The sequence below is a fragment of the Sulfitobacter aestuariivivens genome (genome assembly GCF_014763045.1).
Lineage (GTDB): Bacteria > Pseudomonadota > Alphaproteobacteria > Rhodobacterales > Rhodobacteraceae > Sulfitobacter > Sulfitobacter aestuariivivens.
Window position 1 is genome coordinate 1066405 of the sequence record NZ_JACTAG010000001.1, and the last position, 25433, is coordinate 1091837.

A 25433-nucleotide genomic window follows, 5' to 3' on the forward strand; every position below is an offset into this window, starting at 1 on the left:
ACAGCGATATCTGTTGCGGAACCGCGCTTGCCATGAACACCCCCTTTGATCCCGAGACACCGCCCCGGCGCAGCCTGATCGGCGGCCTGCGTGCGTCCTTTCTGACAGGGCTGGTCGTGATCGCCCCGGTGGGGCTGACGATCTGGCTGATTTGGTCGGTCGTCGGCTGGATCGATGGTTTTGTGCTGCCGCTGGTGCCGCAGGCCTACCATCCCGACCGGCTGATACAGGATTTGCTAGGGTTAGATCCGTCCGTCCAGATCAATGTACGCGGCCTGGGCGTGGTGATTTTCCTGATCTTTACGATCATCGTGGGATGGTTGGCCAAAGGTCTTATTGGACGCAGCCTGATCCGCACGGCGGAAAGCGTGGTAGAGCGGACCCCGGTGGTGCGCACGATCTATTCCGGGATCAAGCAGATATCCGAGACTATCTTTGCCCAGTCCGAGCGTAGTTTCGAGACCGCCTGCCTGATCGAATACCCGCGTCGGGGGATCTGGGCGCTTGGCTTTATCTCGACCAGCGCGCGGGCCGAGATCGCCGCCAAGACCGACCCTTCGGGGGAGATGGCTTCGATTTTCTTGCCGACCACGCCAAACCCGACCTCCGGCTTTTTGCTTTTCGTGCCGCAAAAGGATGTGATTTTGCTGGACATGACCGTGGAAGACGCAGCCAAACTGGTGATCTCCGCTGGCCTTGTTTACCCACAAGAGCGAGAAGAGAACGGCGCGACGGAACCCACGTTGCTTGATATCGGGGCCAAGGACCGGCTGGTTGCGGCATCGAAAGAGCGCGCAGAGGCCGATGACGGTGTTGCAACGAAAGAACACGGGACCTGACCGGACAAAAGCTGTGCCTTAGCCGAACATCTCGTCCAGATCGATTGAGGATCGGACCCCCAGATCGCCGCCACTTTCTGCCAGAAATTTCTCCGCCGCTGCATATCCTGCGTCGTGCAGATGTTTGATGACAGCACCGTTGGGCACCAGTTTGGTCGCCACTGACAGTTTTGCCATCAACGCATCGTCGGCAATCATGTGTACCCGGACGCGGCTCATCCGTCCTTCGGGCATTGTGCCGTCATCAAGCAAGCGCTGCACGAACTCGATCGCACGCAGTTCCCGCAGCAGGCTGGAATTGAAGCTGATCTCGTTGATCCGGTTCTGGATCTGCTGCGGGGAGCGCGGCATATCTTCGCGCTCCAGCGGGTTGATGTTCACGATGACGATGTCGTCGGGCAGATCGTTGCCAAAAAGCGGGAATAGTGCCGGGTTTCCGGTATACCCCCCATCCCAGAATGCCTCGCGCTGACCTGTGTCCGGATCATCCAGTTCGACCGCCTGAAAAAGCGTCGGCAGGCAGGCCGAGGCCATGATCGCCTCTGCGCTGATCTCGTCACCCTTGAAGATCTTGATTTTGCCGTTGCGCACGCGCGTGGCACAGATGAACAGCAGAGGTGCCACCGAATTGCAGACACGGTCATAATCAAAGCGCGCGACGATGTCCTGCAGGGGATTGCGATAAAAAGGACCGTAGGCATAAGGCGATATCATCTGGCTGAGCGCATCGGCGGCTGAGAAATGCCAACTGTATTCCAGTGCCTTGCTGAACATCTCAGCACCAAAAGGGGCCAGCCAGTGGGTCATGCGCATGTCGTCGACACCCGCAACCTGCCCCCAGAGCCAACGCAGATTCTCCTGCGCGCCATCCCGGCCATTCTGGACCATCCCGGCCTTGAGCGCCGCCCCGTTCAGCGCGCCGGCCGACGTGCCGGAAATTCCGCAAATCTCGATGCTGTCATCCTGCAAGAGCCGCTCAAGCACGCCCCAGGTAAATGCCCCGTGCGCGCCGCCACCCTGCAGGGCCAGATTGATCCGTTTTTTCTTTTTTGCCATGAGGCAGAGCTAGCGCGCAACACTTCCAAAGCAAAGTGCAATCGCTCACACTGTTTGGTTGTGCTTGGGATTGTTTTCTCGCATTGCTAGAGCAAAAGCAGAGGCAAGGAAGAAATCATGACGGAACAGGTTGATGTATGCATTGTCGGTGCCGGACCTGCAGGATTGCAGGCGGCGTATCTTTTGCGCAAAGAAGGGCTGTCGGTCCGTCTTTTGGAGCGCGGCAAGGGCGTCAGCGGATTTTTCCGACGTTTTCCGCGCCATCGGACGTTTATCTCCATCAACAAAGTACATACCGGGCTGGCAGATGAAGGCGCGCGGATGCGTTATGACTGGAACAGCCTGATCAACGATGAAGGCCTCAAGGTTGGCGACCGCACGACGCGCTATTTCCCCAAGGCCGATGAATACGTCAGCTACCTCGAAGACTTTGCCGGCCCGCTGGAAGACTGCATTTCCTATGAGGCTGACGTGTCGCGGGTCAGCAAGGCGGGCGATACTTTCACTGTCGAGACAGCCGATGGACGTGCTTTCCGCGCCGGTCATGTGATTGTCAGTACCGGGGTGACGCGGCCCTGGCTGCCAGAGGTCGAAGGCATTGAACTGACCGAAAATTACATGACCTTTGACACCACACGGTCACGGTTTGACGGCAAGCGGGTGCTGATCCTGGGCAAAGGCAATGCGGCATTTGAAAGCGCGCAGAAAATGCTGGAGCACGCGGCGGCCATTCATGTGATGAGCCCGAACCCGATCAAGTTTTCGTGGAACACCCACTTTGTCGGTCACGTGCGCGCCGTGAATGTGGAGTTCATGGACACCTATCAGCTGAAATCGCAGAATGCGGTCGTCGATGCCGCCCCCCGGAAAATCGAGCGGGACGGAGACGAATATGTGGTGACGGCCACCATGACCGCCGCCGAAGGGCACGAGATTGTGCTGCGCTACGATCATGTCATCTGCTGCACGGGGTTCCGGTTCAACCCGGATATTTTTGATGCCGATATCCGCCCCGAGTTGCGCCATTTCGACAAATTCCCGGCCATGACCGCCCAGTGGGAAAGCGAAGAGACACCGAACCTGTGGTTTGCGGGCACCCTGATGCAAAGCCGGGACTTCAAAAAGACCATGTCGGGTTTTGTGCACGGGTTTCGCTACAACATCGCGGCCTTAGTGAAATTCATCGCCGGTCGCGAGGCACAAACATCCTTTCCCACGAGCACCGCACCCGTCGAGGGCACGCCGCTGATCGATCTGATCATCGACCGGATCAGCCTGTCACCTGCCCTGTTTCTCCAGCCGGGTTTTCTGGGCGATGTGATCCATTTGTCGGGTGCGACAAGCGGGACGCATTATCAGGACGTGCCGGTGCAGTGGGCCACGCAGGAAAGCGACGTCATGGGTCAGGACAGCCTGTTGATCACGCTTGAGTTTGGCAATTTCGGTCAAACCCCAACCCATGTGAAGCGCGCGCATTCCGCTTTCCAAGGTGATCCCGATCCGTTCATTCACCCGGTTCTGCGGCACTACCGCGACGGGGAATTGGTGGGCACGATGCACCTGTCGGATCACCTTGATTCCGATTGGCGGCGCGCGGCAGACAAGGAAGCCGGTGCCGGGACCGTTTCGGCAATGACCTTTGCCGATCTGGGGCAGACGCTGCCGATTCCGGAAGTTGCGCGACAGCAGATACAGTCGTTCCTGGCAGAACAGGGACTGGGCAGGCAGATGGCGGCGGAATAGCCGCCACCCCGTCTGTCAGAGCGCCGTCCAGCCGCCATCGACGCTGATTGCGGTGCCGGTGATCTGTGCGGCGGCGTCCGAGCACAAGAAGGCACAGGTGCCGCCCATCTGTTCGACGGTGGCAAATTCCTTGCTGGGCTGGCGCTTGAGCATGACGTTCTTGATCACGTCCTCGCGGGACATGTCGTATTCCTTCATTGTGTCAGGGATCTGTGCCTCGACCAGCGGGGTCAACACATAGCCCGGGCAGATGGTGTTGGCGGTGATCGGTTCTTCGGCTGTTTCAAGTGCGGTGGTCTTGGTGAGGCCAACGATGCCGTGTTTAGCCGCGATGTAAGCAGATTTGTAGGGCGACGCCGTCAGCCCATGGGCTGATGCGATGTTGATCACGCGGCCCCATCCAGCCTTGCGCATCTTGGGCAACGCGGCCGCGCTGGTGTGAAAGGCAGAGCTGAGGTTGATGGCGATGATGGCGTCCCACTTTTCGGGGGGAAAATCGGGGATCGCGGCAACGTGCTGGATCCCGGCGTTATTCACAAGGATATCGCAATCGCCCGCCTTTGCGATCAGTTCGCGGCATTCGCCCCCCTGAGACATGTCGGCCTTGATATAGCGCGCGTTGACCCCGGTTTCGCTGGCGATTTCGCTGGCGATCGCATGGTCCTCTTCCTTGTTGGTGAAGGAATTCAGCACGACATTTGCACCAGCCCGCGCAAGCTCCCACGCGATCCCCAGTCCGATGCCCGAGTTGGATCCGGTGATGATGGCGGTTTTTCCGCTGAGATCGATGGTGAAGGCCATTGGGTGCTCCTTTGCGAATTGCTGCGTGCGCATCATGACGTGCCGCACCTGCAAAGGAAACGCACAATCAGGTGTGATGGTTCAAAGATGACGTTTGCGCGGGGTACGCCCGCGTGCAATACAAGCCGACAGCCTGGCGCGCTGTGATCATCCGAATGGCCGCCCCACCGATAAGCACCGGGCACAAAGCCAAAAAAAACGCCCGCACGAAGCGGGCGTTAAGTTATTGAGGCAGGTTTCATACAGGCAAGAAACCTATCGAGCAGTGCCCTCTTTATAGAAGATGTCCGCCGATCCGCCAAGCTAAAAGTTTGAACTGGCTGGATTCCCCCGGTAACACTTGGCCCAATAAAACAAGGGCAGAGCAGGATTGTTGCGAAAATGGTGATAGATTTTTTCCAAATGGCACGGGGCGTTGCGGCCATTTCTTCACTGATTCTCTGTGGTGCGCTGGCCCAAGCGGAGCCTCAGCACGGGATATCTATGTATGGTGACCCTGCTCTGCCACCGGATTTTGTGTCGCTCCCTTATGTGAACCCCCAGGCGCCCAAGGGCGGTAACATCACCTTGGGCAACACCGGGACGTACGACAGTCTGAACCCATATGTGCGCAAAGGCAGCGTGCCGTGGCAGCTGCGGTTCTTCACACACGAGAGCCTGATGGGCCGCTCGTGGGACGAACCATTCACGTTATACGGGTTATTGGCCGAATCGATTGAGACCCCCGAAGACCGCAAATGGGTCGAATTCACGCTGCGCGAGGGTGCCCGATTCTCTGATGGGACGCCTGTCACGGTCGCGGATGTGATCTTTTCCTACGAACTTTTGGGCACCGAAGGGCACCCGCGTTACCTTGGCCTTTGGCAACAGATTGAGCGCATTGAGCAAACCGGGCCGCGGACCGTGCGGATCACCTTTAACACCGACAATCGCGAACTGGCGTTGCTGGCCGGCATGCGCCCGATCCTCAGCAAGGCGCAGTGGGAGGGCAAAGATTTCGCCAATGCGCCGCTGGGCGAGGTCCCGTTGGGCACCGGGCCCTATGTCGTTTCAGACTATCAGGCCGGGCGACAGGTGACGCTGACGCGCAATCCTGACTATTGGGGGGCGGATGTGCCCTATGCCAGGGGGCAGTACAATTTCGACAGTATAACCATCGACTTCTACGGCGATGCCAATGTGCTGTTCGAGGCCTTCAAGGCGGGTGAGATATCGGCTGTGCGGGAATTCAACGCGGAAACATGGGCCACGCAATACGATTTCCCCGCTATCGATGCCGGTGACGTCGTCAAATCAACCTTCCCGCACCAAAAGCCCTCGGGCATGACTGGTTTCGTGATGAACACACGCAAAGCACCGTTCGATGACTGGCGGGTACGCGATGCGCTGATCACCGCGTTCAATTTCGAGTACATCAACGAGACTCTGACAGGTGGCGCGCTGCCCCGGATCAGTTCGTATTTCTCGAACTCCGTGCTGGCGATGGAACCAGGGCCGGCGGAAGGCAAAGTGGCAGAGTTTTTGGCTCCTTTTACGGATATCCTGCCCCCCGGCGCGCGGGACGGATATGCGCTGCCGCAAAGCGACGGCACGGAACGCAACCGCAAGGGCATCCGCACAGCGATGGCGCGTTTGCAAGAGGCGGGGTTCAGCGCCGAAGGGGGAACGATGCGCGCTTCAGACGGCTCGCCCCTGGCCTTTACCATCCTGCTGGAAAAGGGCAGCCGCGAAAATCTTGCCATCGCCGAGTTGTATCAGCAGGGCCTCAAGCGCCTTGGCATCGAGGTCATCATCGAGACGGTGGACAATGCTCAATATCTTGCGCGCACGAATGCGTATGACTTTGAGATGACCTATTTCCGTCGCGCCCTGTCGCTGAGCCCGGGCAATGAACAGCGGTATTACTGGGGATCAGAGGCAGCGGATGCAGAGGGCTCGCGCAATCTGATGGGCGTGAAATCCGCCGCCATCGATCAGTTGATCACCGATATGCTGACGGCCACAGAATCCGAGGATTTCACCGCCGCAGTCCGCGCGCTTGACCGGGTATTGACGGCGGGCCGCTATGTCATCCCGTTCTGGCAATTCAACGAAGGGCTGATCGCCCATGACGCGGCCATGAGGTATCCCGACTACATTCCTATTTACGGCGATGGGTCGGAATACATGCCGCATGTCTGGTGGTACGAGACCCAATGATGTCACAAAACCGTAACGAAGCCTGAGTACGCGCAGATCATGAATATCCTTGTCCTGTGTACCGGCAACTCTGCCCGGTCGATCCTTCTTGAAGTCCTGCTGAATGAGCTGAGCGATGGCCGCGTGCGGGCCTATTCTGCGGGCAGTCAACCTGCCGGGCAGGTCAATCCGCACGCGCTGCGGCTGTTGGCCGAGAGGGGTCATGATACCCACGGTTTGCGCTCCAAGAGTTGGGATGTCTTTGGCGCGGCGGATGCGCCTGTAATGGATGTGGTGATCACCGTCTGCGGCTCTGCTGCGGCAGAGACCTGTCCGATCTGGCCCGGCGCACCTATGCAAGCGCATTGGGGGGTCGAGGATCCGGCAGCGGTGCCGGACAATGCAGCACCCGAGGCCTTTGCCACGGCCTACGGCATCCTGCGCCGCCGGGCAGCGGCTTTGCTTGCCAAACCGGTTGAGACGTTGGACAAGGCGGCCTTGAAAGCCCACCTTGCAACCGCAGGAGCGACCCCATGATCCGCCGTCTTGCCGCCGAAGGGCTGGGCACCGCCCTGCTGCTGATATCCGTGATCGGGTCGGGCATCATGGGTCAGACGCTGGCCGATGGGAACATTGCCATCGCGCTGCTGGCCAACGCGATTGCCACGGGGTGCATGCTTTATGTGATCATCACCACGCTTGGGCCCATTTCGGGGGCGCATTTCAATCCGGCGGTCAGCCTGGCCTTTGCGCTGCGCGGTGAACTGCCTTGGGACGAGGTGCCGGGCTATATCATCGTGCAGATTGTCGGGGGCGTTCTGGGGGTCTGGGCCACGCATCTGATGTTCGCGCAGCCGGTGCTGCAGCTTTCCGAGACCATGCACCGTACGGGCGGCGCGCAGTGGTTTTCCGAATTTTTCGCCACCTTCGGGTTGCTGATGGTGATCTTTGGGGGCCTGCGCGCCCGGCCCGAAGCCGTGCCGACATTGGTGGCGCTTTATATCACCGGGGCCTATTGGTTCACCGCCTCGACCAGTTTTGCCAACCCTGCTGTGACCGTTGCTCGGGGCTTTTCGGACACGTTTGCGGGCATCAATCCGGCGCATATCCCGGCCTTTATCATCGCGCAGCTGCTGGCAGTGGGCATTGGTCATTGGATCCTGCGGGAGCTTTTCGGCCGCGATCAGCCGTGATCTTGCGCGCGCCCTCGTGCTGAGGTAGCGCGGAGGCATGCCGATGGACGCCGACCCTTTCAACCTTGCCGCCTATGTGTTGGCTGCAGGTGCGGCACATCCCGACAAACCTGCATTGAGTCTGGTCGGGGGCGACAAACCCGAACACTGGACTTTCGGCGATCTGATCCAGGCAGTGCGCGGCACTGCGACGGGGCTTTTGCAGCGGGGTCTGACACCGGGGGATCTGGTGCTGATGCGGCTTGGCAATACGCCCGACTTTCCACTGGCCTATCTGGGGGCAATCGCCGCTGGGCTGGTGCCGGTGCCGACCGCCGCGGTGCTGACCGAAGCCGAAGTGGCGCGTATCATCGACACGCTGCGCCCGCGCTTCATTCTACGGGACCCGGATGTGGCCTGCCCGCCAGCAGCAAACGTGCTGTCGCTGGATGGGTTGCGCGCCATGCGCGATCTGCCGGCCGCCGCGTGGCATATGGGCGATCCCGAAAGGTTGGGGTATGTCATCTATACGTCTGGTACTTCGGGCAAGCCGACGGCGGTCATGCATGCCCATCGCGCGATCCGCGCGCGGCGGATGATGTTTGACGGCTGGTATGGTCTGCGACCGGATGACCGGGTGATGCATGCAGGCGCGTTCAACTGGACCTATACGCTGGGCACGGGTCTGCTGGACCCCTGGACAGTGGGGGCCACAGCCCTGATCCCTGAACCGGGTACGGCACCTGCCAATCTGCCCGCGATAATGGCCGCAGAGCAGGCCACGATCTTTGCCGCAGCGCCGGGTGTTTACCGACAAATGCTCGCGGCGCCGGGCACAATCGAAGTCCCTACCCTGCGACATGGTCTGAGTGCGGGCGAAAAGATGTCAGCCGCCCTGCGGGATCGCTGGCAAGACGCGACTGACACCCCTGTCTTTGAAGCGTTTGGCATGTCCGAATGTTCAACCTTTATCTCTGGCAGTCCCGACGCCCCTGCAGACGGGGATGCCGTGGGTCGTGCCCAACCGGGCCGCCGCGTGGCGATCCTTGGGCCGGAGGGGCCAGTGGCAGACGGCACGCACGGTACGATCGCCATCCACCGCAGTGATCCGGGCCTGATGCTGGGGTACTGGGGCGCACCTGATCAGACCGCCGATAGATTTCAGGGCGATTGGTTCCTGACCGGGGATCAGGGCGTCCGGGATGCGGCGGGCCAGATCACCTATCTGGGCCGCAACGACGACATGATGAACGCAGGCGGTTTTCGCGTCTCGCCATTGGAGGTTGAAGCGGCATTGGCCAGCATGCCAGGGATTGAGGCCATCGGTGTGACCGAGGTCGAGGTTAAGGCAGATGTGCGGGTGATCGCGGCTTTCTATGCGGCACCAGCCCCACTGGACGATGACGCGCTGCGCGGATATGCCCGAACCAAGCTTGCGCGGTACAAACAGCCGCGCCTTTACATTCACCTGCCCAAGCTGCCCACAGGCGCGAACGGCAAACTGCTGCGCCGCGCCCTGCGTGCCGCCTTTGAGGCTGAAAACCATGGCTGACCCGATCAAGCTTGATATCATGTCCGACCCGATCTGCCCCTGGTGCTTTATCGGCAAGGCGCATCTGGACCGGGCTCTTGGCGATCATCCGGACCATCCCTTTGTGATCGAATGGCATCCCTTTCAGCTGAACCCGGACATGCCCGCTGCCGGCATGGACAGGCGTGCCTATCTTGAGGGCAAGTTCGGAGGCAAGGACGGGGCTGTGCGCGCCTATGCCCCTGTGGTGGAACATGCCCGAAAAGCAGGCGTCGAGATCAACTTTGAAGACATGAAGCGCACGCCCAATACGCTGGATGCCCATCGCCTGATCCATTGGGCGGGCATCGAGGGGCGCCAGACAGCCGCCGTATCAGCGCTGTTCAAGGCCTATTTCACCGATGCGCGCGACATCGGCGACCCGGAAGTGCTGGCGGATATTGCCGACAGTATCGAGATGGACGCCGCTGTGGTCACACGTTTGCTGGCAACCGACGAAGACAGGCAAGCCATCCGCGACCGCGACGCCCACAGCCGCACGATGGGTATCAGTTCTGTCCCGACCTTTATCGTGGCCGGAAAACACGCTGTGCCGGGGGCCCAACCACCCGAGCTTTGGTCCTCTGTGATCGCTGATCTTGCCGGTGCAAACGCCGGATAGCGGCCTTTTGGCAACAGCTGCGCCCACCGGCGTGTCAGGGCTTTTGCCATGCTGCAGGTTATGACCTAGGGTCAGGATGTTACGGGACGTCAGATCCCGAATGAATAAAAATAAGCGCAGGCAGGTGCTCATGACACGCGACGACACATCACCCGATGCGGTGACATCCAAACCGATTCCACGCATCGCCAAGATCATTCTAGACGGGCCGTTGGGCTGGACCATATCTATGCCCCGCACTTCATTGGCCGAAGCCGACATTGTTCGCGCTGTGTGGCGCAACGAACAGGGCACCGCAGAATGAGCTTCATGTCCCCGATCCGCCACCGTGCCGTGCTGAGCTATGGCGCATTTGACACCTTCGGACTTCAAGACGTTGAATTTTTACGAAAACTGTCGCGGCTGGGCGATGATGTGATCATCGGATGCAATTCGGATGCGCTTTGCGATCTGCAGGGCCGGCCCGCAAGACGGTCATTTGAAACGCGCAAGGCGATGCTGGAAAGCTGCCGTTACGTCAGTCGCGTGATCTGTGCTGAAAGCCATTCTCAACGGCGAACGGACATCGTAAATTACAATGTATGCGTGTTCGCGATGGCGGATGTCTGGCAGGGAGCATTTGATGATCTCCTTGATATTACACAAGTTATTTATTTGCCAAGGGCCGAAAATCGCGATGACAGGCCCCCGGTCTCACTAATCGAAAATACATGCGCAGGTTGATCGTTTAACAATTGCAACATCCGCAACCATAGGTTACGACTGACGCCAGTCCGCGTCACATTATGACGCGCGAAGTCGGAGTTTTCGTGTCTTCTAAATCTGCTGAATATTCCATGAGCCGTGCGGAATTTGTCGCACTGGTCGCAATGATGTTTGCAACGGTCGCCTTTTCAATGGACGCCATGCTGCCGGCACTTCCTGAAATTGCCGCCGAATTGTCACCGCTGGATCCAGAGCGCGCGCCGCTGGTGCTGACAACATTCTTTTTTGGACTGGGTTTGGGGACGTTCCTTGCCGGACCTCTGTCGGATACTTTTGGGCGCAAGCCGGTGATGATATTTGGTGCCGGGCTTTACATTGCAGCCTCTGTGGTGGCCTGGGCCAGCACATCGCTTGAGCTGATGCTGGTGGCCCGTGCGGTGCAGGGATTGGGCGCATCCGGCCCCCGTGTGGTGGCAATGGCTGTCACGCGCGATTTGTTCTCGGGGCGTGAAATGGCGCGGATCGTGTCGTTTATCATGATGGTATTTGCGCTGGTGCCCGGATTTGCCCCGGCCATGGGTGTCGGGATTATCTCGGTGATGGGATGGCGCGGGATCTATGTGGCTTTTGTCATTTTTTCGTTCTTCACGGTGATCTGGATGGTGCTGCGGTTGCCAGAAACCCTGCCTGAAGAAAACCGGCGCCCTCTGTCCATTACAGCTATCTTCAGTGCTGCGCGCTATATCTTCGGATTGCCGGTCGTGCGCCTGTCTATCGTGGTTCAGACGCTGTCGATGGCGGTGCTGATTTCGATGTTGATGCTGGTCCAGCAAATCTATTCTGAGACCTATGGGCGGGCAGATACCTTTGCCTATTGGTTTGGCGCAACGGCGCTGATCTCGGCCAGTGCGAGCTGGATCAATGCGGTACTCGTCGTGCGGCTTGGCATGCGCCGTCTGGTGACCTTTGCCCTTGGCGCGCAAATCCTATTGTCGTCAGTTTTGCTGGGGTTTGGTCTGACCACCTTGCCTGAGCCCTATGGGTTTGCGGTCTTTGTTTTGTGGCAGATCAGTCTCTTTTTGCAGGCGGGTTTGACCCTTGGCAACCTCAATGCCATCGGAATGGAACCGCTGGGCCATGTGGCGGGCATTGCGGCCTCGATCATTGGCGGCGTGTCGACGATGTTTGCGGCGTTGATGGCCGCGCCCGTAGTGTTGCTGTTTGATGGCACTGTGATGCCGCTGGCGATGTTTGTGGTCACCCTGTCGCTGGCAGGTTTCGGATTGATGCTGATGCTGGCGCGGGTCGAGACGCGGCAAAAGACCTTCAGGCGCAGATGATCGTCACATCCACATCGGTGTAGATGACACCGGAAATGCGGCGCGTTACCTCGCCCGTGCGGCCAATTTCGCGGTAGCCAGTGGGGCAGATTTCTAACGCACGCGCCGCGATGGCGCCGGAAGAAACCGGGGTGATCCCCAGCGCGTTGCTGCGGGTCAGCCTGAACTGATAGACCGGTTTTCCCGTCTCTGTCTGGCCGATCTCGCGCGGGGCGCGGTCACTTGTCTGGGGCAGGTCACCGCAGGCGACAAGCCCTGCGCACAGTGGGATCATAAGATACTTCAACATAGCTAGCCCGCCTTTGCCTTGCGCTGCTTTTCCTTGGCAATGACGTGTTCGGCCAGATCGCGCGCGATGGCAAAGGCACCCTTGATCTTGTCGGCGTCTTTCTTCCAGTCGCGGCGCACGACGATCTTGTTGTCACGCACCTTGGCCAACCCGCGCTGATCTTCGATGAACTTCACCAGCCCTTCGGGGGAGGCGAATTTGTCATTGTGGAATTGAATGGTAGCGCCCTTTGGCCCGCCATCCAGTTTTGCAATGCCAGCGCGCTTGCACATCGCCTTGATGCGCACAACAAGCATCAGCGTGTTGACCTCACGCGGGAGCCTGCCGAACCGGTCGATCAGTTCGGCGGCAAAGCCTTCAAGCTCGACCTTGGTGCTAAGCTCGGACAGCCGGCGATAAAGACCCAGCCGCACATCGAGATCGGGCACGTAGTCTTCGGGGATCAGCACGGGAACACCCAGATTGATCTGCGGGGCCCATTGATCATCAGCGGCTGACAGCCCCTCCATCTCACCCGCCTTGATCTTGGCGATCGCCTCTTCCAGCATGCTTTGGTAAAGTTCGAACCCCACATCGCGCATCTGGCCCGATTGTTCTTCGCCCAGAAGGTTCCCTGCCCCGCGAATATCGAGGTCCTGCGAGGCCAGCGTAAATCCCGCCCCCAGCGTGTCGAGCGAGCCCAGAACACGCAGGCGTTTTTCGGCAGTAGGTGTCAGACGGGCGCGCGGTTTGGTGGTCAGATAAGCATAGGCACGGGTTTTGGAGCGGCCCACCCTGCCCCGGATCTGATAAAGCTGCGCCAGACCGAACATATCGGCCCGGTGCACCACCATGGTGTTGGCGGTGGGGATATCGAGGCCGGATTCAACAATCGTGGTGGCCAGCAGGATGTCGAACTTGCCATCGTAAAAGGCATTCATGCGTTCGTCCAACTCTCCGGCGGCAAGTTGACCGTGCGCAATGACATAAGAGAGTTCCGGCAGTTGGGATTTCAGAAAATCCTCAATCTCAGGAAGATCCGAGATGCGCGGGACCACATAGAACGACTGCCCGCCGCGATAATGTTCCCGCAGCAAGGCCTCGCGCAGGGTGACGGCGTCAAATTCGCTGACATAGGTGCGGATGGCCAGACGGTCGACGGGTGGCGTGCCGATGATCGACAGGTCGCGCACGCCCGTGAGCGATAGCTGCAGCGTGCGCGGGATGGGTGTGGCGGTCAGCGTGAGAACGTGAATGTCGGTGCGCAGCTGTTTGAGCCGCTCTTTGTGGGTCACACCGAAATGTTGTTCTTCGTCGATGACCAGCAGGCCGAGATTGTGAAAACGAATGCCCTTGGCCAGCAGCGCGTGGGTGCCGATCACGATGTCACAGGTGCCGCGTGCCATGCCATCACGTGTGGCGTTCGCCTCTTTCTGGGACACAAAGCGCGACAGTTGCCGCACCTCGATGGGAAAGCCGCGAAAGCGTTCGGCAAAGCTTTTGTAGTGTTGCCGGGCAAGCAGGGTCGTCGGTGCAATGACTGCAACCTGCACGCCGGACATGGCCGCCACAAAGGCCGCGCGCATGGCAACCTCGGTCTTGCCAAATCCCACATCGCCGCAGACCAGCCGGTCCATCGGGTTGCCTGATGTCAGATCCTCCATCACCTCGCTGATGGCGCGCAGTTGATCGTCCGTTTCCTGATAGGGAAAGCGGGCCGAAAACGCGTCCCACATGCCCGGGGGCGGCTCAAGGATCGGGGCCTTGCGCAGGGCCCGTTCGGCGGCGATGCGAATGAGCTTATCCGCCATCTCGCGGATGCGTTCCTTGAGCTTGGCCTTTTTGGACTGCCACGCGCCGCCACCCAAGCGGTCGAGCAGGCCTTCCTCGTGGCCGTACCGCGACAGCAGCTCGATATTCTCAACGGGCAGGTAGAGCTTTGACTTTTCGGCATATTCCAGCACGAGGCACTCGTGCGCGGCCCCGGCGGCGGTGATCACCTCAAGCCCGTGATAGCGCCCGATGCCGTGATCCACGTGCACGATCAGATCGCCGGGGCTGAGGCTTGTGGCTTCGGTCAGGAAATTCTCTGCCCGGCGTTTGCGTTTGGGCGCGCGGATCAGACGGTCGCCCAGCACGTCCTGCTCAGAGATCACAGTGAGACCTGGCGCTTCAAACCCGTGCTCCAGCGCCCAGACTGCCAGATGCAGGCCCCGTTTGCCGATGCGTATGGCGTCACGGATGGGGATCGCTTCGGCCAGTCCTTCGTCTTCGATCAATCCCGTCAGGCGTTCCCGCGCGCCCTCCGAATAGCTTGCGATCACCACCGGGCCAGCTTCAAGCTTTGCTTTCACATGGGTCGCCAAAGCGCCGAAAAGGCTGATATTTTCCTGCTGACGTTCAGGCGCAAAGTTGCGCCCGATCCGCGCACCTGCGTCCAGCACGCCCGGGCCTGTGGGTTGGGGCAATTGGTTGAACTGGACCATTCGGTGATCCACCGTCGCCTGCACCCAGGCGTCATCCGTCAGATACAGCCCTTCGGGCGGTGCGGGTTTATAAACCGTGTCCATTCTGGAGCGGCTGGTCATCGCCAGACGACGGGTTTCATACTGATCCGCCACGCTCTCCCACCGAGCCAGCCGCATCGGCGTCAATTGATCATCCTGGGTGATCGTGGCCTGCGGCAGATACTCAAAGAGAGTTTCCATTTCGGCATGAAAAAACGGCAGCCAGTGTTCCGCCCCCTGATGCTTGCGCCCGGCCGATATGGCCTCGTAAAGCGGATCATCGGTGCCGGCCGCGCCAAATTCGATGCGATAGTTTTGACGAAACCGCGTGATCGCGGCCTCATCAAGGATCACCTCGCTGACCGGCGCGAGTTCCACCAGATCAAGCTTTTCCGTGGTGCGCTGGGTGGCAGGATCAAAGCGGCGGGCGCCGTCCAGCACATCGCCGAAGAGGTCCAACCGCACAGGCCCCAGATCGCCGGGGGGATAGATGTCGATGATCCCACCCCGGATGGCATAGTCACCGGGTTCAGTCACTGTAGGGCTTTGCACGAAGCCCATGCGCACCAGAAACTGGCGCAGCGCATTTTCGTCGATGCGGCTGCCCACCCGCGCGCTGAAGGCGGCATCGCGCAGGATCGCGCGTGCAGGGACCCGTTGGGTCGCGGCATTGAGGGTGGTCAGCAGGACAAAGGTGTCGGGCATGCCGTGCACAAGGGCGGCAAGCGTCGCCATGCGCCGGGCAGATATGTCGGCGTTGGGTGACACCCGGTCATAGGGCAGGCAATCCCAGCCCGGAAAGGTCATCACCGGCATATCGGGGGCGAAGAAGGCCAGTGCTGCCTGAAGGGCGGCCATCCGCTTGTCATCACGCGCCACATGCAGCACAGGCGCATTGCGAGAGCCGATTTCGTTCAGGATTGCCTTGGCATCAAAGCCCTCTGGCACCCCGGAAAGGATCAACTGATCGGCCATTGCCGCCTCATGTGGCGCTTTGGGGGTTGGTGTCAATACGGCAGACCGCAAAGCCTTTGCTTTTTCGCTCAAGGGATGGGGCCGGGTTGACATTGGGCCGGCACTGGCGGCACAAAACCCTATGGGGCCTGCGACCGCCCCGTGAGGCCAAGGCCCAAGGATCGCATCCTGAACCTCTTGAAAGGATGCCTTGTCATGCCCGCTCCAAACGAAATTACCGTTCCCCAACTTCTGCGTCTGATCGGCACGCCGGAATGCCCGGTGATCGTGGATATTTCCATTGATCCCGACCACGACGAAGACCCCTATCTGATCCCCGGATCGTTTCGCCATCCGCACACGGATATTCCGGGTCTCAAGGCGCGGCTGGGGGGACGGGCCTGCGTCGTGACCTGCCAGCAGGGCATCAAGCTGAGCCAGGGTCTGGTCGCGCGTCTGCGCGCGGACGGGCTGGCGGCGGAATACCTGTCGGGCGGCATGTATGGCTGGCGGGATCATCCGCAGATGACGCGGATCCCGGCAGAAGCGATCCCTGCCCCGGTGGATGGCGCGACCCTGTGGGTCACACGGCACCGTCCCAAGATCGACCGCATCGCCTGTCCCTGGTTGATCCGGCGGTTTGTGGACCCCGAGGCGCGGTTTCTTTTCGTCTCACCCGAATGGGTGACAGGGGTTGCGGATCGCTATGCTGCCACGCCTTTTGATATCGAGGATGTGCCGTTCTCGCACAAGGGGCCCCAATGCACCTTCGACACGATGCTGGACACCTTCGCCCTGCACTCAGCGCCGCTGGACCGGCTGGCAACAGTGGTGCGCGCGGCAGATACCAATACCCATGACGCGTCACCGCAGGCGGCAGGGTTGTTGGCGATTTCCGTGGGCCTGTCACGTCAATACAAGGACGATCAGGCACAGCTGGAGGCGGGTATGGTACTTTACGATGCCCTCTATCGCTGGGCGCGCGATGGGGTGGATGAAGGGCATGACTGGCCCACGGGGCGCAGTTCATGAGCACACCGGGTTGGGATGAGATGACCCGCGTCTATGGCAAGATCGGGATGCTGTCCTTTGGCGGCCCGGCCGCGCAAATCGCACTGATGCACCGCGAGCTGGTAGAGGTGCGCGGCTGGCTCAGTGAACAGGCCTATCTGCGGGCGCTGTCGCTGTGCATGCTGTTGCCCGGACCCGAAGCGATGCAACTGGCAACCTATGCAGGCTGGCGCATGCGCGGCGTGCCAGGCGGGTTGCTGGCCGGGCTGTTGTTCGTGGTGCCGGGTGCGATTGTCATTGCCATTCTTGCATTGGGGTATGCCTATGTCGGTCAGGTCCCGCTGGTGCAGGCCGCGTTTCTGGGCATCAAGGCAGCGGTGATCGTGGTCGTCTTTCAGGCATTGCGCAAGGTTGCGGGCAACGCGCTGGTCGGGGGCACGGGCTGGGCGCTGGCGCTGGGGTCCTTCGTAGCACTTTTTGTCTTTGGGCTGCCTTTCCCGTTGATCATTCTGATCGCCGCCGGGATTGGTTTCGCACAGGTCCCGCGACAGGTCTCAGCCCCGGCGCATATCCCACAGCGCCCCGCAAATCCGCTTGCGACCGTTGCGGTATGGGCGGCACTTTGGGCGGCCCCCTTGGTGGGGGTCTGGGCCGCGGGTCAGGAGTTTCTGCTTCAGCTAGGGCTCTTCTTTTCCAAGCTGGCCATTGTGACCTTTGGCGGGGCTTACGCGGTACTTGCCTATATGACCCAGACCGTCGTTCAGGATTACGGGTGGATCACAACGGGCGAGATGATCGACGCCTTGGGCCTGGCTGAAACGACACCGGGGCCGCTTATTCTGGTGACAGAATTTGTGGCGCTGCTGGCCGGATTCGCGCACTCTGGCATCGCGGGAGCGATTGCCGCAGGAATGCTGGCGCTCTGGGTCACGTTCACGCCCTGCTTTTTGTGGATTTTCCTTGCGGGACCGTATCTTGAGCGTCTCGCAGCCCAGCCGCGCCTTTCTGGTGCGTTGCAGGGCATCACGGCAGCTGTGGTCGGGGTGATTGCAAATCTGTCGCTGTGGTTTGCGCTACACGTGCTTTTTGACCGCGTAGATCCGGCAGTCCTGCTGGCCCTGCCCGCCCCGGATCTGAGCAGTTTCAATCCGGTAGCGGCCCTTTTGACAGGGGGTGCGGTAGTCCTGATGCTGGGTTTCAATTGGGGGTTTGTCAGCACGATGGGCGTGCTGGCGCTGGCTGCATCGGGATTGGCGGCGCTTTAACCATTGCCCCCTTTTCACTCCCGGCAAAAGGCGTATGCTGAAACTGCCCAAGGGCCAACCCGGAGAACGCGATGAGCCGCAGCATTGACTATGGCAACCTGATGCATGACGCCATGCGCGGTCTGATCCGCAAGGTGCTTCAGGATGTTTCGGACAACGGGCTGCCGGGCAATCACCACTTTTTCATCACCTTTGACACGGCGCACCCGGATGCCGAACTGGCCGACTGGCTGTCGGACCGGTATCCCGGCGAAATGACCGTGGTCATGCAACACTGGTACGACAAGCTGGAAGTGGGCCAGGAAGGGTTTGCTGTCACGCTGAATTTCGGCGACGCGCCAGAGCCGCTTTATGTCCCCTACGATGCCATCCGTACCTTTGTGGATCCGTCTGTGGAATTCGGCCTGCGGTTTGAACAGCAGGAAGGCGATGGAGAAGACGCGGCAGTCACCGCAGCGCCAGAGCTGGCGCAGATAGATGAGGCAGAGCTGGAAGTCGCCGAAGAAAAGGCAGCGGAAGCTCAGATCGTTTCGCTCGATTCCTTTCGCAAATAGACCTGTTAGCGCCACCGCCTGATTGCACCCCTTTCGTCAGGGCGGTACACCGATTGCAATGCCACGTTCAGGAGCCCGCCCCATGGCCGATACCCGCACCGAAACCGACAGCTTTGGCCCTTTGGAGGTCCCCGCAGACAAGTATTGGGGCGCGCAGACGCAGCGGTCGATCATGAACTTCCCCATCGGTTGGGAGCGCCAGCCGACCGCGATCGTCCGCGCCTTGGGCGTGATCAAGAAGGCCGCGGCATCGGTCAATCTGGAATTCGGTGATCTGGATGCGGACCTGGCCCCAGCCATACAGCAAGCTGCACAGGAAGTGATCGATGGCAAGTTCGATGACAACTTTCCGCTGGTGGTCTGGCAGACCGGGTCCGGCACGCAATCGAACATGAACGCCAACGAGGTGATCTCGAACCGCGCAATCGAGATCATGGGCGGAGAGATGGCCAGCAAATCACCCGTACACCCCAATGATCACTGCAATATGGGGCAATCGTCCAACGATACCTTCCCGACGGCCATGCATGTAGGCATCGGCATGATGGCGCGCGATACGCTGTTGCCGGGCCTGCGCAAGCTGCACGCAGCCTTGGAAGCCAAGGCGGAAGAATTCAAGGACATCATCAAGATCGGCCGCACCCACACGCAGGACGCAACGCCCCTGACGCTGGGTCAGGAATTTGGCGGCTATGCCCACCAGATGGCCAAGGGTATCGCGCGCGTCGAATCCTGCTTGCCGGATATCTATGAACTGGCCCAGGGGGGGACAGCGGTGGGTACCGGGCTGAACACGCGCAAAGGGTTTGCAGAGAAGGTCGCGGCAGAGATTGCCGAGATCACCGGCCTACCCTTCGTGACCGCGCCCAACAAGTTCGAGGCACTGGCGGCCCATGACGCGATGGTGATGTTTTCGGGCGCGTTGAAGACGGTCGCGGCCTCCATGTTCAAGATCGCCAACGACATGCGGCTTTTGGGTTCTGGCCCCCGCTCCGGTCTGGGCGAGCTGATCTTGCCCGAGAATGAGCCGGGAAGTTCGATCATGCCGGGCAAGGTGAACCCCACGCAGGCCGAGGCGCTGACCATGGTATGCGCGCATGTGATGGGCAACGATGCCGCGGTCGGGTTTGCCGGCTCGCAGGGGCATTTTGAGCTGAACGTCTACAACCCGATGATGAGCTATAATGTGCTGCAATCGATGCAGCTGCTGGGGGATGCGGCGTCCAGTTTCACCGACAACATGGTTACCGGCACGCGCGCTAACGAAGAACGCATCGATAAGCTGATGAAGGAAAGCCTGATGCTGGTGACGGCGCTGGCACCAACCATCGGCTATGACAATGCGACCAAGGTCGCAAAGACCGCGCACAAGAATGGCACGACGCTGAAAGAAGAGGCGATTGCCCTGGGATTCGTAGACGCAGAGACCTTTGATCGCGTGGTACGGCCAGAGGATATGATCGGACCGAAGTGAGCGAGAAACCCATTAACCTCAACAAGGCGCGCAAGACCCGGGCAAGAGCTGCCCGATGCAAGCAGGCCGATGAGAATGCCATCAAGTTCGGCCAGTCAAAAGCCGAAAAAGCTACTGATAAATCCGACGCGGAGCGGGTGATGCGGCATCTGGACGGACACAAGCGCGAGACATGAGCGGGCGGCCGGTCAAACATTCGGTTACCCTGCACGGTCATCGCACATCGATCTCGCTTGAAGATGAATTCTGGCAGGTATTTCGCGATCTGGCCGCAGAAAGACGCATGCCAATCAATGCACTGGTGGCCGAGATTGACGCAGAGCGGGGCATCGAGATGGGGCTCGCCTCTGCCATACGGCTTTACGTGCTGCGCGCCTTAAGAGATCGTTTACCTTGATCGGATCGAATGGGGCATGCGATTTTCTGGCTCCCCTCTCACCTCGAATGAATGGCTGATTGACCTCTTTGGATCTCGCGCGGCAAAAAGCGGTGGCGTGGTCAGACGCAAAAGTCGGGACATCGAACGGTATGTGGGCGGCCGCGAATTCGAGCAGGAACTGGCAAGACGTGGGTTTCACGCCATCGAGAACGCGGGCCAAACAGTGATATTTTGCAATCAAGAATCCATTCGCCGGATCCGGTGATCGTTTTCTTTGAAAGAAAACGGTCGGAAACTTTGAAAGTTTCCGATCTTAGGTTTCAGAGGATGTGCCTTACGCCACCGATGCGCGGTAGATCTGGTCGATGTTTGCCCCTAGGGCCGCATTGAATGCGTCATCTGACATCGACACGTTCAATCCTTCGGTCAAGGCCCTGCTGAAGCTCGCAATCATCGATCCGTTCTGCGCCAGCTTTTTGCTTGCCTCATCCGTTGAATACCCCCCCGAAAGTGCCACCACGCGCACCACTTTGGCCTGGCTTGCGACGCTGTCGTAGAGGTTGGCCTGTTCCGGCAGGGTCAACTTGAGCATCACCAGCTCATCCTCGGCCAGCGTTTCGATCTGGCGCGCCAAAGCGTCTCGCAGCATGTCTTCGGCGGCCGACTTGGTGTCTGAATGAATGTTCACTTCAGGCTCTATGATCGGGACCAGCCCTGCCGCGCAAACCTGCCGCGCCACGTCGAACTGCTGGGCCACCACGTCGTTGATCCCGCCTTCATTGGCATCATGAATGACAGAACGTTCCTTGGTGCCAAAGATGCCCTTGCCCGCCGCGCGCGCCAGCAAAGCATCAAGATCGGGCATTGGTTTCATCAGCTGAACGCCATTGGCCGTCTCTTCCAGTCCCTTGTCGATCTTGAGAAACGGCACGATACCCCGGTCCCGCCACAGCAAATCTGCTGTCGGTGTGCCGTTGATCTCGCTGTCCATGGTGCGTTCAAACAAGATCGCGCCGATGACCTTCCGGGCGGTGAAGTCATCCGCAAGAATGATCCGCGCCCGCATCTCGTGCATCTTCTGAAACATCTCTGCGTCGCCGTCATAGTCTGTCGGCTCGACGCCATAAAGACCCAGCGCTTTGGGGGTGGAGCCACCGGATTGGTCCAGCGCAGCGATGAAACCCTTGCCGTCTTTCATTTGCGCCAGTTGCTCTGTGTTCCTTGCCATCCTGCGGCCCCCTTGTATTTTGATTCTGTTGATCCGGTTTTTAGTCGAAAGGCGCTAGCGATGCTACCGCCGGGTCAGTCTAAGCCAGATGCCGTCGGCTGCGCGCACTGTCAGATGAGCCACCGGTCGGGGCACCTTGTCGGTGACAGGTGCAACCCGGAAATCCCGCAAGATACGCGACAGGATCAATGGCCCCTCGACCATCGCAAATCCGGCCCCGGGACACACGCGCGCGCCAGCAGAAAACGGAATGTATGCCGTGCGCTGGCAGGTCTGGCCGTTCTCGGTCTGCCAGCGCGCAGGGTCAAATCCATCCGGGTTGTCCCACAGTCGTTCATGGCGGTGCAGATGCCAGGGGCTCAGCACCAACTGGCTGCCCCGTCTGATCCGCCGATCCCGAAAGTGTTCCGGGCAAGACGCCTGGCGTACCATCATCGGCACCGGCGGGTAGAGCCTGAGCGCCTCGCGGAAGACGTCACGGCTGATTTTGAGTTTGGCCATGACAGAAAAATCACAGGTCTCAAGCACCTGCGCCTCGTCGGCCAGCTGGTCCTGCCAGTGAGGATGCGTGGCCAGCAGATAGAGCGCCCAGGCCAGAGCCGAAGCGCTGGTCTCGTGCCCGGCCAGAAAGAAGATGGCGACCTGATCGACCATCTCTTGCGCGTCAAAACAGGCACCTGTTTCGGGGTCTTGCGTTGTCATGATCTTGGTGGCCAGATCATCTGGTGCCGTGCCATTCTCGATCGCGGCCCGGCGCGCCTGTGTCAATTCGGTGATCAGCGCCCGGATGCGGGCTGCACTGCGGGTCGTGTCTTTGCGAAAAAATCGCGGCATCCAGCGCGGTAACGGAACAAATGCGGCGAGGTTCAGGATCGGTTGCGTGCGTTGATACGTACGGAATTCCTCAAAGACAGCACGGGCGGTCGCGTGCCCGATCGGGATCGAAAACAGCGTCCGAAAGATCACATCCGCAGCGGCATGGCTTGTCTCTGCCTCGATCTCGATCACCTGGCCATTGTGATCGTTCAACCGCGCAACAGCGTCCTCAGCTGCATCCCACATGGCAGGGAAAACCGTGCGCAGGCGGCCACCCTCAAAGGCAGGGTCGATGATACGCCTTTGTCGATGCCACGTCGCGCCATTGGTCAGGAAAACCGAATTGCCCAGCAACGGCCTCAGCCCCTCGCCGATCCTGTCTGACTTGGGGAAATCCTCCGGGCGGTCTTTTAGCACCGTCTGCACCAGCTCGGGTTGATTGATCAGATAGCTTTGAAAGAACGGGGTCTTGAAGGCGGCCATCCATGCCCGGTAAAGTCGCGCAGGCTGCGCACTGAGGATATCTGCGCGAAAGAGGCGCGCATAGCGCCAAAGCGATACCTGATCGGGGCGGCTGGGGGGTTTGGGTGGCAGCAGGGTCATGCCGCCACAGAGGTGAATTTGCTGACCGCGTGATCTATGCGCGACCGCGAGGGCACGCGGCCTGCATAGCGCGCGCCCAGGGTCTGCGGGCCGGCGGTGATTTGAAAATAGTCGTAGTCCTTGGGCCGGTCGAAGGCGCAGAGGTACTGGAAATGCAGCCGGAAAAAGCGCCAGCGCAAGGCCTTCCAGCGGGCGGGGCTCAGCGTCTGGGTGAAGGCCGCAGAGAACACCAGGGGCCAGCGCTTGTCGGCGGGCGCGACGCCGGACACGGCGACGGGATCACACAGCGCAAAAGCGCAGCCGTCGCCAGGGGCAGTCACATCAACCCAAGCGAGGGTGTCCTGAGCCGACAGGTAACGCAGATCGGCGCGCAGCCGGTGTGCGTCGGGCAGGAACGACACCATCGGCACCACCTGCCCCAGGCTGAGAAAAGCCAGCGCAGGGCCGTTTGCGGGCACCCTGCCCGCGCGGATCAGATCGGCCAATATGCTGACACCCAGATGCGCGCCCGATGAATGGCCGACCACCAGCACCTCGTCGACGTCCGTCTCGAGCGCGGCGGCCACGGTATCTGTGAAAGCGGCGATGCGCGCCTCAAGCTCGGGTGAATTGGCCCCGCGCGATGCGGCGGAATAGGAATAATCGTGCATCAGGTAGTAGGCAAAAAATCTGCTGTCCTTGCCCTTGAACCACCGCAACAGCCAGATCGCCGCCGCGGCCCCAACCACAGAGCCCAGAACAGGGTGGACCGGTGACAGGAATGCATAGATCACTGCCAACAGGAGGAGTGCAAGCAGTGCTTGGCCCAGCAACATTCCCACCGGATAAAGGGCTGCGATGACCGGGCCTTTGCGCAGTTTCATCAACCGCCACAGCGTGCCAGAGGCGGCATAGATCCACGCGGTGCGGATCAGTTGCAGGTAGGTCGCGGGAATTGATGTGTCCATGCTGTCGCGGACGATATCCGACCAGACCAGCACGTCGACATCCGTAGTGACCTTTGTGCCGTCGATCTGCGCTTGGACATGCCAGCCGTAGTGCCCATCGCCCCGGCCCGGTGACAATGCGATGTCATAGCCCGAAATTGCAGCCTGAGCCGCGCCTTCCTTGCGGTAAAGTTCGCGGTAGCGGCGCGGATGAATTGGGTCGTAGCCGGGGATGTAGAACACCCGACGCCGTTTCACTGCGCTATCACTGCTCTTGCCCATGGTCTGTCCTCTGGACGCAGCATAGCTTTGGTTTCGGGCAAGAGTAAGGCTTAACTAGCCCAGCGTGGCGAGGGCCGGAAAGGTTTCCAGCAGCCAGAACGCAAACCACGAAAAGGCCCCTGTGACCATCGCCACACCCACGATCAACAAAAGCCCGCCCATGATCCGCTCAATCAGCTTCATGTGGCGTTTGATGCGATTCATCACGCCCATGGCGCGGGTGATGAACATCGCTGCCAGCAAAAACGGAATGCCAAGGCCCGCGGCATAGATGCCCAGCAACAATGTGCCACGTGTGACCGACGCCTCGGATGCGGCAAGCGACAGGATCGCGCCCAGTTGCGGGCCGATGCAGGGCGTCCAGCCAAAGGCAAAGGCAAGGCCCAGCACATAGGCACCAAAGCTTGATCCGCCCTTGTCGCCGGCATCCATCCGCGCTTCCTGATCCAGAAACGGGATGCGGAATACGCCCAGAAAATGCAGACCGAAGATGATGATCACGACACCTGAGATTTGTGCGAAAAGCGTCTGATTTTGCAGAAAAAAGGCGCCAAATGCAGAAGCCGTGAACCCGAGGATCAGAAAAACCGTGCTCAGCCCCATCACAAAGAAAAGCGCCGCAATCACCGCGCGCCGACGGGCGGCGCGTTCAGACGACATATCCTGAAGTGATACCCCCCCCATATAGGCCAGATAAGGCGGTACGATAGGCAACACACAGGGCGACAGGAATGATATCACCCCAGCCAAAAGGGCGACCAGCATGGCGGGCGCAAGGCTCGCGTCGATCAGTTCAATACCAAACATACTCTCCCCCTTAGACTGCCACGGGGCCCACGTCACCTGCTGGGTGGTCACAACCCTGTGGACGGGGTGTAACATCCACGATATGGCGCTGCCCATGACTGAGGAACTGGATGCCACCGGGCTGTTGTGCCCCCTGCCCGTGCTGAAGCTGCGTAAGCGGCTGCAGGGTGTTGCGGCAGGCGACTGCGTGCGGCTGCTTGCAGATGATCCGGCCGCGATTGTAGACGTGCCTCATTTCTGCGCTGAGAGCGGTCACCAATTGGTTGAGACCGGGGATCAGGGCACCGCACAGGTCTATCTGGTGCGCAAGGCAGGCTGAGACAGGCGAAGGGC

At 60.1% G+C, this 25433-nt stretch carries 25 protein-coding genes; 17 read left to right on the top strand and 8 right to left on the bottom strand.

The window, feature by feature from the left end:
• Positions 1-32 precede the first annotated feature (32 nt).
• On the top strand, positions 33-839 hold the full coding sequence (locus tag H9Q16_RS05295; RefSeq protein ID WP_191074298.1) for a DUF502 domain-containing protein: 807 nt from the start codon (positions 33-35) through the stop codon (positions 837-839).
• A gap of 18 nt (positions 840-857) precedes the next feature.
• On the opposite strand, the gene H9Q16_RS05300 is transcribed toward H9Q16_RS05295, so the two are convergent.
• Positions 858-1895 carry a patatin-like phospholipase family protein gene (locus H9Q16_RS05300; RefSeq protein ID WP_191074299.1) on the bottom strand — a complete coding sequence of 346 codons (1038 nt, stop codon included), beginning with the start codon at positions 1893-1895 and terminating at the stop codon, positions 858-860.
• A 117-nt stretch (positions 1896-2012) separates the two neighbouring features.
• Here H9Q16_RS05300 and H9Q16_RS05305 point away from each other — a divergent pair, with 117 nt between their 5' ends.
• Complete coding sequence (locus H9Q16_RS05305; protein ID WP_191074300.1) at positions 2013-3638, top strand: NAD(P)-binding domain-containing protein; 1626 nt, start codon at positions 2013-2015, stop codon at positions 3636-3638.
• Positions 3639-3653: 15 nt separating this feature from the next.
• On the opposite strand, the gene H9Q16_RS05310 is transcribed toward H9Q16_RS05305, so the two are convergent.
• A complete protein-coding gene (locus tag H9Q16_RS05310) occupies positions 3654-4427 on the bottom strand; it encodes a 3-hydroxybutyrate dehydrogenase (protein ID WP_191075166.1) in 774 nt (257 codons plus the stop codon).
• 495 nt (positions 4428-4922) lie between these two features.
• Between H9Q16_RS05310 and H9Q16_RS05315 the strand changes: the two genes are divergently transcribed.
• The 8 genes from H9Q16_RS05315 (at position 4923) to H9Q16_RS05350 (ending at position 12026) form a co-directional block, all read left to right on the top strand.
• Positions 4923-6638: an extracellular solute-binding protein gene (locus H9Q16_RS05315; protein WP_191074301.1), complete on the top strand. Its 1716-nt coding sequence runs from the start codon at positions 4923-4925 to the stop codon at positions 6636-6638.
• A gap of 39 nt (positions 6639-6677) precedes the next feature.
• Complete coding sequence (locus H9Q16_RS05320; RefSeq protein ID WP_191074302.1) at positions 6678-7154, top strand: arsenate reductase ArsC; 477 nt, start codon at positions 6678-6680, stop codon at positions 7152-7154.
• Positions 7151-7810, top strand: a complete 660-nt coding sequence (locus tag H9Q16_RS05325) for an aquaporin (protein WP_191074303.1) — start codon at positions 7151-7153, stop codon at positions 7808-7810. The genes H9Q16_RS05320 and H9Q16_RS05325 overlap by 4 nt, the downstream gene beginning before the upstream one ends.
• A gap of 37 nt (positions 7811-7847) precedes the next feature.
• A complete protein-coding gene (locus H9Q16_RS05330; RefSeq protein ID WP_191074304.1) occupies positions 7848-9341 on the top strand; it encodes a class I adenylate-forming enzyme family protein in 1494 nt (497 codons plus the stop codon).
• Complete coding sequence (locus H9Q16_RS05335) at positions 9334-9981, top strand: DsbA family oxidoreductase (protein ID WP_191074305.1); 648 nt, start codon at positions 9334-9336, stop codon at positions 9979-9981. The genes H9Q16_RS05330 and H9Q16_RS05335 overlap by 8 nt, the downstream gene beginning before the upstream one ends.
• Before the next feature lie 130 nt (positions 9982-10111).
• Positions 10112-10285 (top strand): hypothetical protein, encoded by a 174-nt coding sequence (locus H9Q16_RS05340; protein WP_191074306.1) that lies wholly within the window; start codon positions 10112-10114, stop codon positions 10283-10285.
• Positions 10282-10704, top strand: coding sequence for a nucleotidyl transferase family protein (locus H9Q16_RS05345; protein WP_216859295.1), 423 nt, complete (start codon positions 10282-10284; stop codon positions 10702-10704). The genes H9Q16_RS05340 and H9Q16_RS05345 overlap by 4 nt, the downstream gene beginning before the upstream one ends.
• Before the next feature lie 113 nt (positions 10705-10817).
• A complete protein-coding gene (locus tag H9Q16_RS05350; RefSeq protein ID WP_191074308.1) occupies positions 10818-12026 on the top strand; it encodes a multidrug effflux MFS transporter in 1209 nt (402 codons plus the stop codon).
• Here the strand turns inward: H9Q16_RS05350 and H9Q16_RS05355 are convergent.
• Together H9Q16_RS05355 and mfd are read right to left on the bottom strand one after the other, a co-directional pair.
• On the bottom strand, positions 12013-12315 hold the full coding sequence (locus H9Q16_RS05355) for a hypothetical protein (protein WP_191074309.1): 303 nt from the start codon (positions 12313-12315) through the stop codon (positions 12013-12015). The genes H9Q16_RS05350 and H9Q16_RS05355 overlap by 14 nt on opposite strands.
• A 2-nt stretch (positions 12316-12317) precedes the next feature.
• Positions 12318-15776: a transcription-repair coupling factor gene (gene mfd / locus H9Q16_RS05360; RefSeq protein WP_191074310.1), complete on the bottom strand. Its 3459-nt coding sequence runs from the start codon at positions 15774-15776 to the stop codon at positions 12318-12320.
• A 195-nt stretch (positions 15777-15971) separates the two neighbouring features.
• Between mfd and H9Q16_RS05365 the strand changes: the two genes are divergently transcribed.
• From H9Q16_RS05365 to H9Q16_RS05390, 6 genes are all read left to right on the top strand, one after another.
• Complete coding sequence (locus tag H9Q16_RS05365; protein WP_191074311.1) at positions 15972-16787, top strand: chromate resistance protein ChrB domain-containing protein; 816 nt, start codon at positions 15972-15974, stop codon at positions 16785-16787.
• Complete coding sequence (gene chrA, locus H9Q16_RS05370; protein ID WP_191074312.1) at positions 16784-18031, top strand: chromate efflux transporter; 1248 nt, start codon at positions 16784-16786, stop codon at positions 18029-18031. The genes H9Q16_RS05365 and chrA overlap by 4 nt, the downstream gene beginning before the upstream one ends.
• Before the next feature lie 71 nt (positions 18032-18102).
• Complete coding sequence (locus tag H9Q16_RS05375; protein ID WP_191074313.1) at positions 18103-18585, top strand: SspB family protein; 483 nt, start codon at positions 18103-18105, stop codon at positions 18583-18585.
• 82 nt (positions 18586-18667) lie between these two features.
• Positions 18668-20059 (top strand): class II fumarate hydratase, encoded by a 1392-nt coding sequence (fumC, locus tag H9Q16_RS05380; protein WP_191074314.1) that lies wholly within the window; start codon positions 18668-18670, stop codon positions 20057-20059.
• Positions 20056-20235 (top strand): DUF4169 family protein, encoded by a 180-nt coding sequence (locus tag H9Q16_RS05385; RefSeq protein WP_191074315.1) that lies wholly within the window; start codon positions 20056-20058, stop codon positions 20233-20235. Before fumC ends, H9Q16_RS05385 begins: the two co-directional genes overlap by 4 nt.
• Positions 20232-20456: a ribbon-helix-helix domain-containing protein gene (locus H9Q16_RS05390; RefSeq protein WP_191074316.1), complete on the top strand. Its 225-nt coding sequence runs from the start codon at positions 20232-20234 to the stop codon at positions 20454-20456. The genes H9Q16_RS05385 and H9Q16_RS05390 overlap by 4 nt, the downstream gene beginning before the upstream one ends.
• Before the next feature lie 316 nt (positions 20457-20772).
• On the opposite strand, the gene H9Q16_RS05395 is transcribed toward H9Q16_RS05390, so the two are convergent.
• From H9Q16_RS05395 to H9Q16_RS05410, 4 genes are all read right to left on the bottom strand, one after another.
• On the bottom strand, positions 20773-21666 hold the full coding sequence (locus H9Q16_RS05395) for a fructose bisphosphate aldolase (protein WP_191074317.1): 894 nt from the start codon (positions 21664-21666) through the stop codon (positions 20773-20775).
• Positions 21667-21729: 63 nt separating this feature from the next.
• Positions 21730-23085, bottom strand: a complete 1356-nt coding sequence (locus H9Q16_RS05400) for a cytochrome P450 (RefSeq protein WP_191074318.1) — start codon at positions 23083-23085, stop codon at positions 21730-21732.
• Positions 23082-24293, bottom strand: coding sequence for a hypothetical protein (locus tag H9Q16_RS05405; RefSeq protein WP_191074319.1), 1212 nt, complete (start codon positions 24291-24293; stop codon positions 23082-23084). Before H9Q16_RS05405 ends, H9Q16_RS05400 begins: the two co-directional genes overlap by 4 nt.
• A 54-nt stretch (positions 24294-24347) precedes the next feature.
• Positions 24348-25100, bottom strand: coding sequence for a cytochrome c biogenesis CcdA family protein (locus tag H9Q16_RS05410; protein ID WP_191074320.1), 753 nt, complete (start codon positions 25098-25100; stop codon positions 24348-24350).
• 94 nt (positions 25101-25194) lie between these two features.
• On the opposite strand from H9Q16_RS05410, the gene H9Q16_RS05415 reads away from it, so the two are divergent.
• A complete protein-coding gene (locus H9Q16_RS05415; RefSeq protein ID WP_191074321.1) occupies positions 25195-25419 on the top strand; it encodes a sulfurtransferase TusA family protein in 225 nt (74 codons plus the stop codon).
• Positions 25420-25433: the final 14 nt, after the last annotated feature.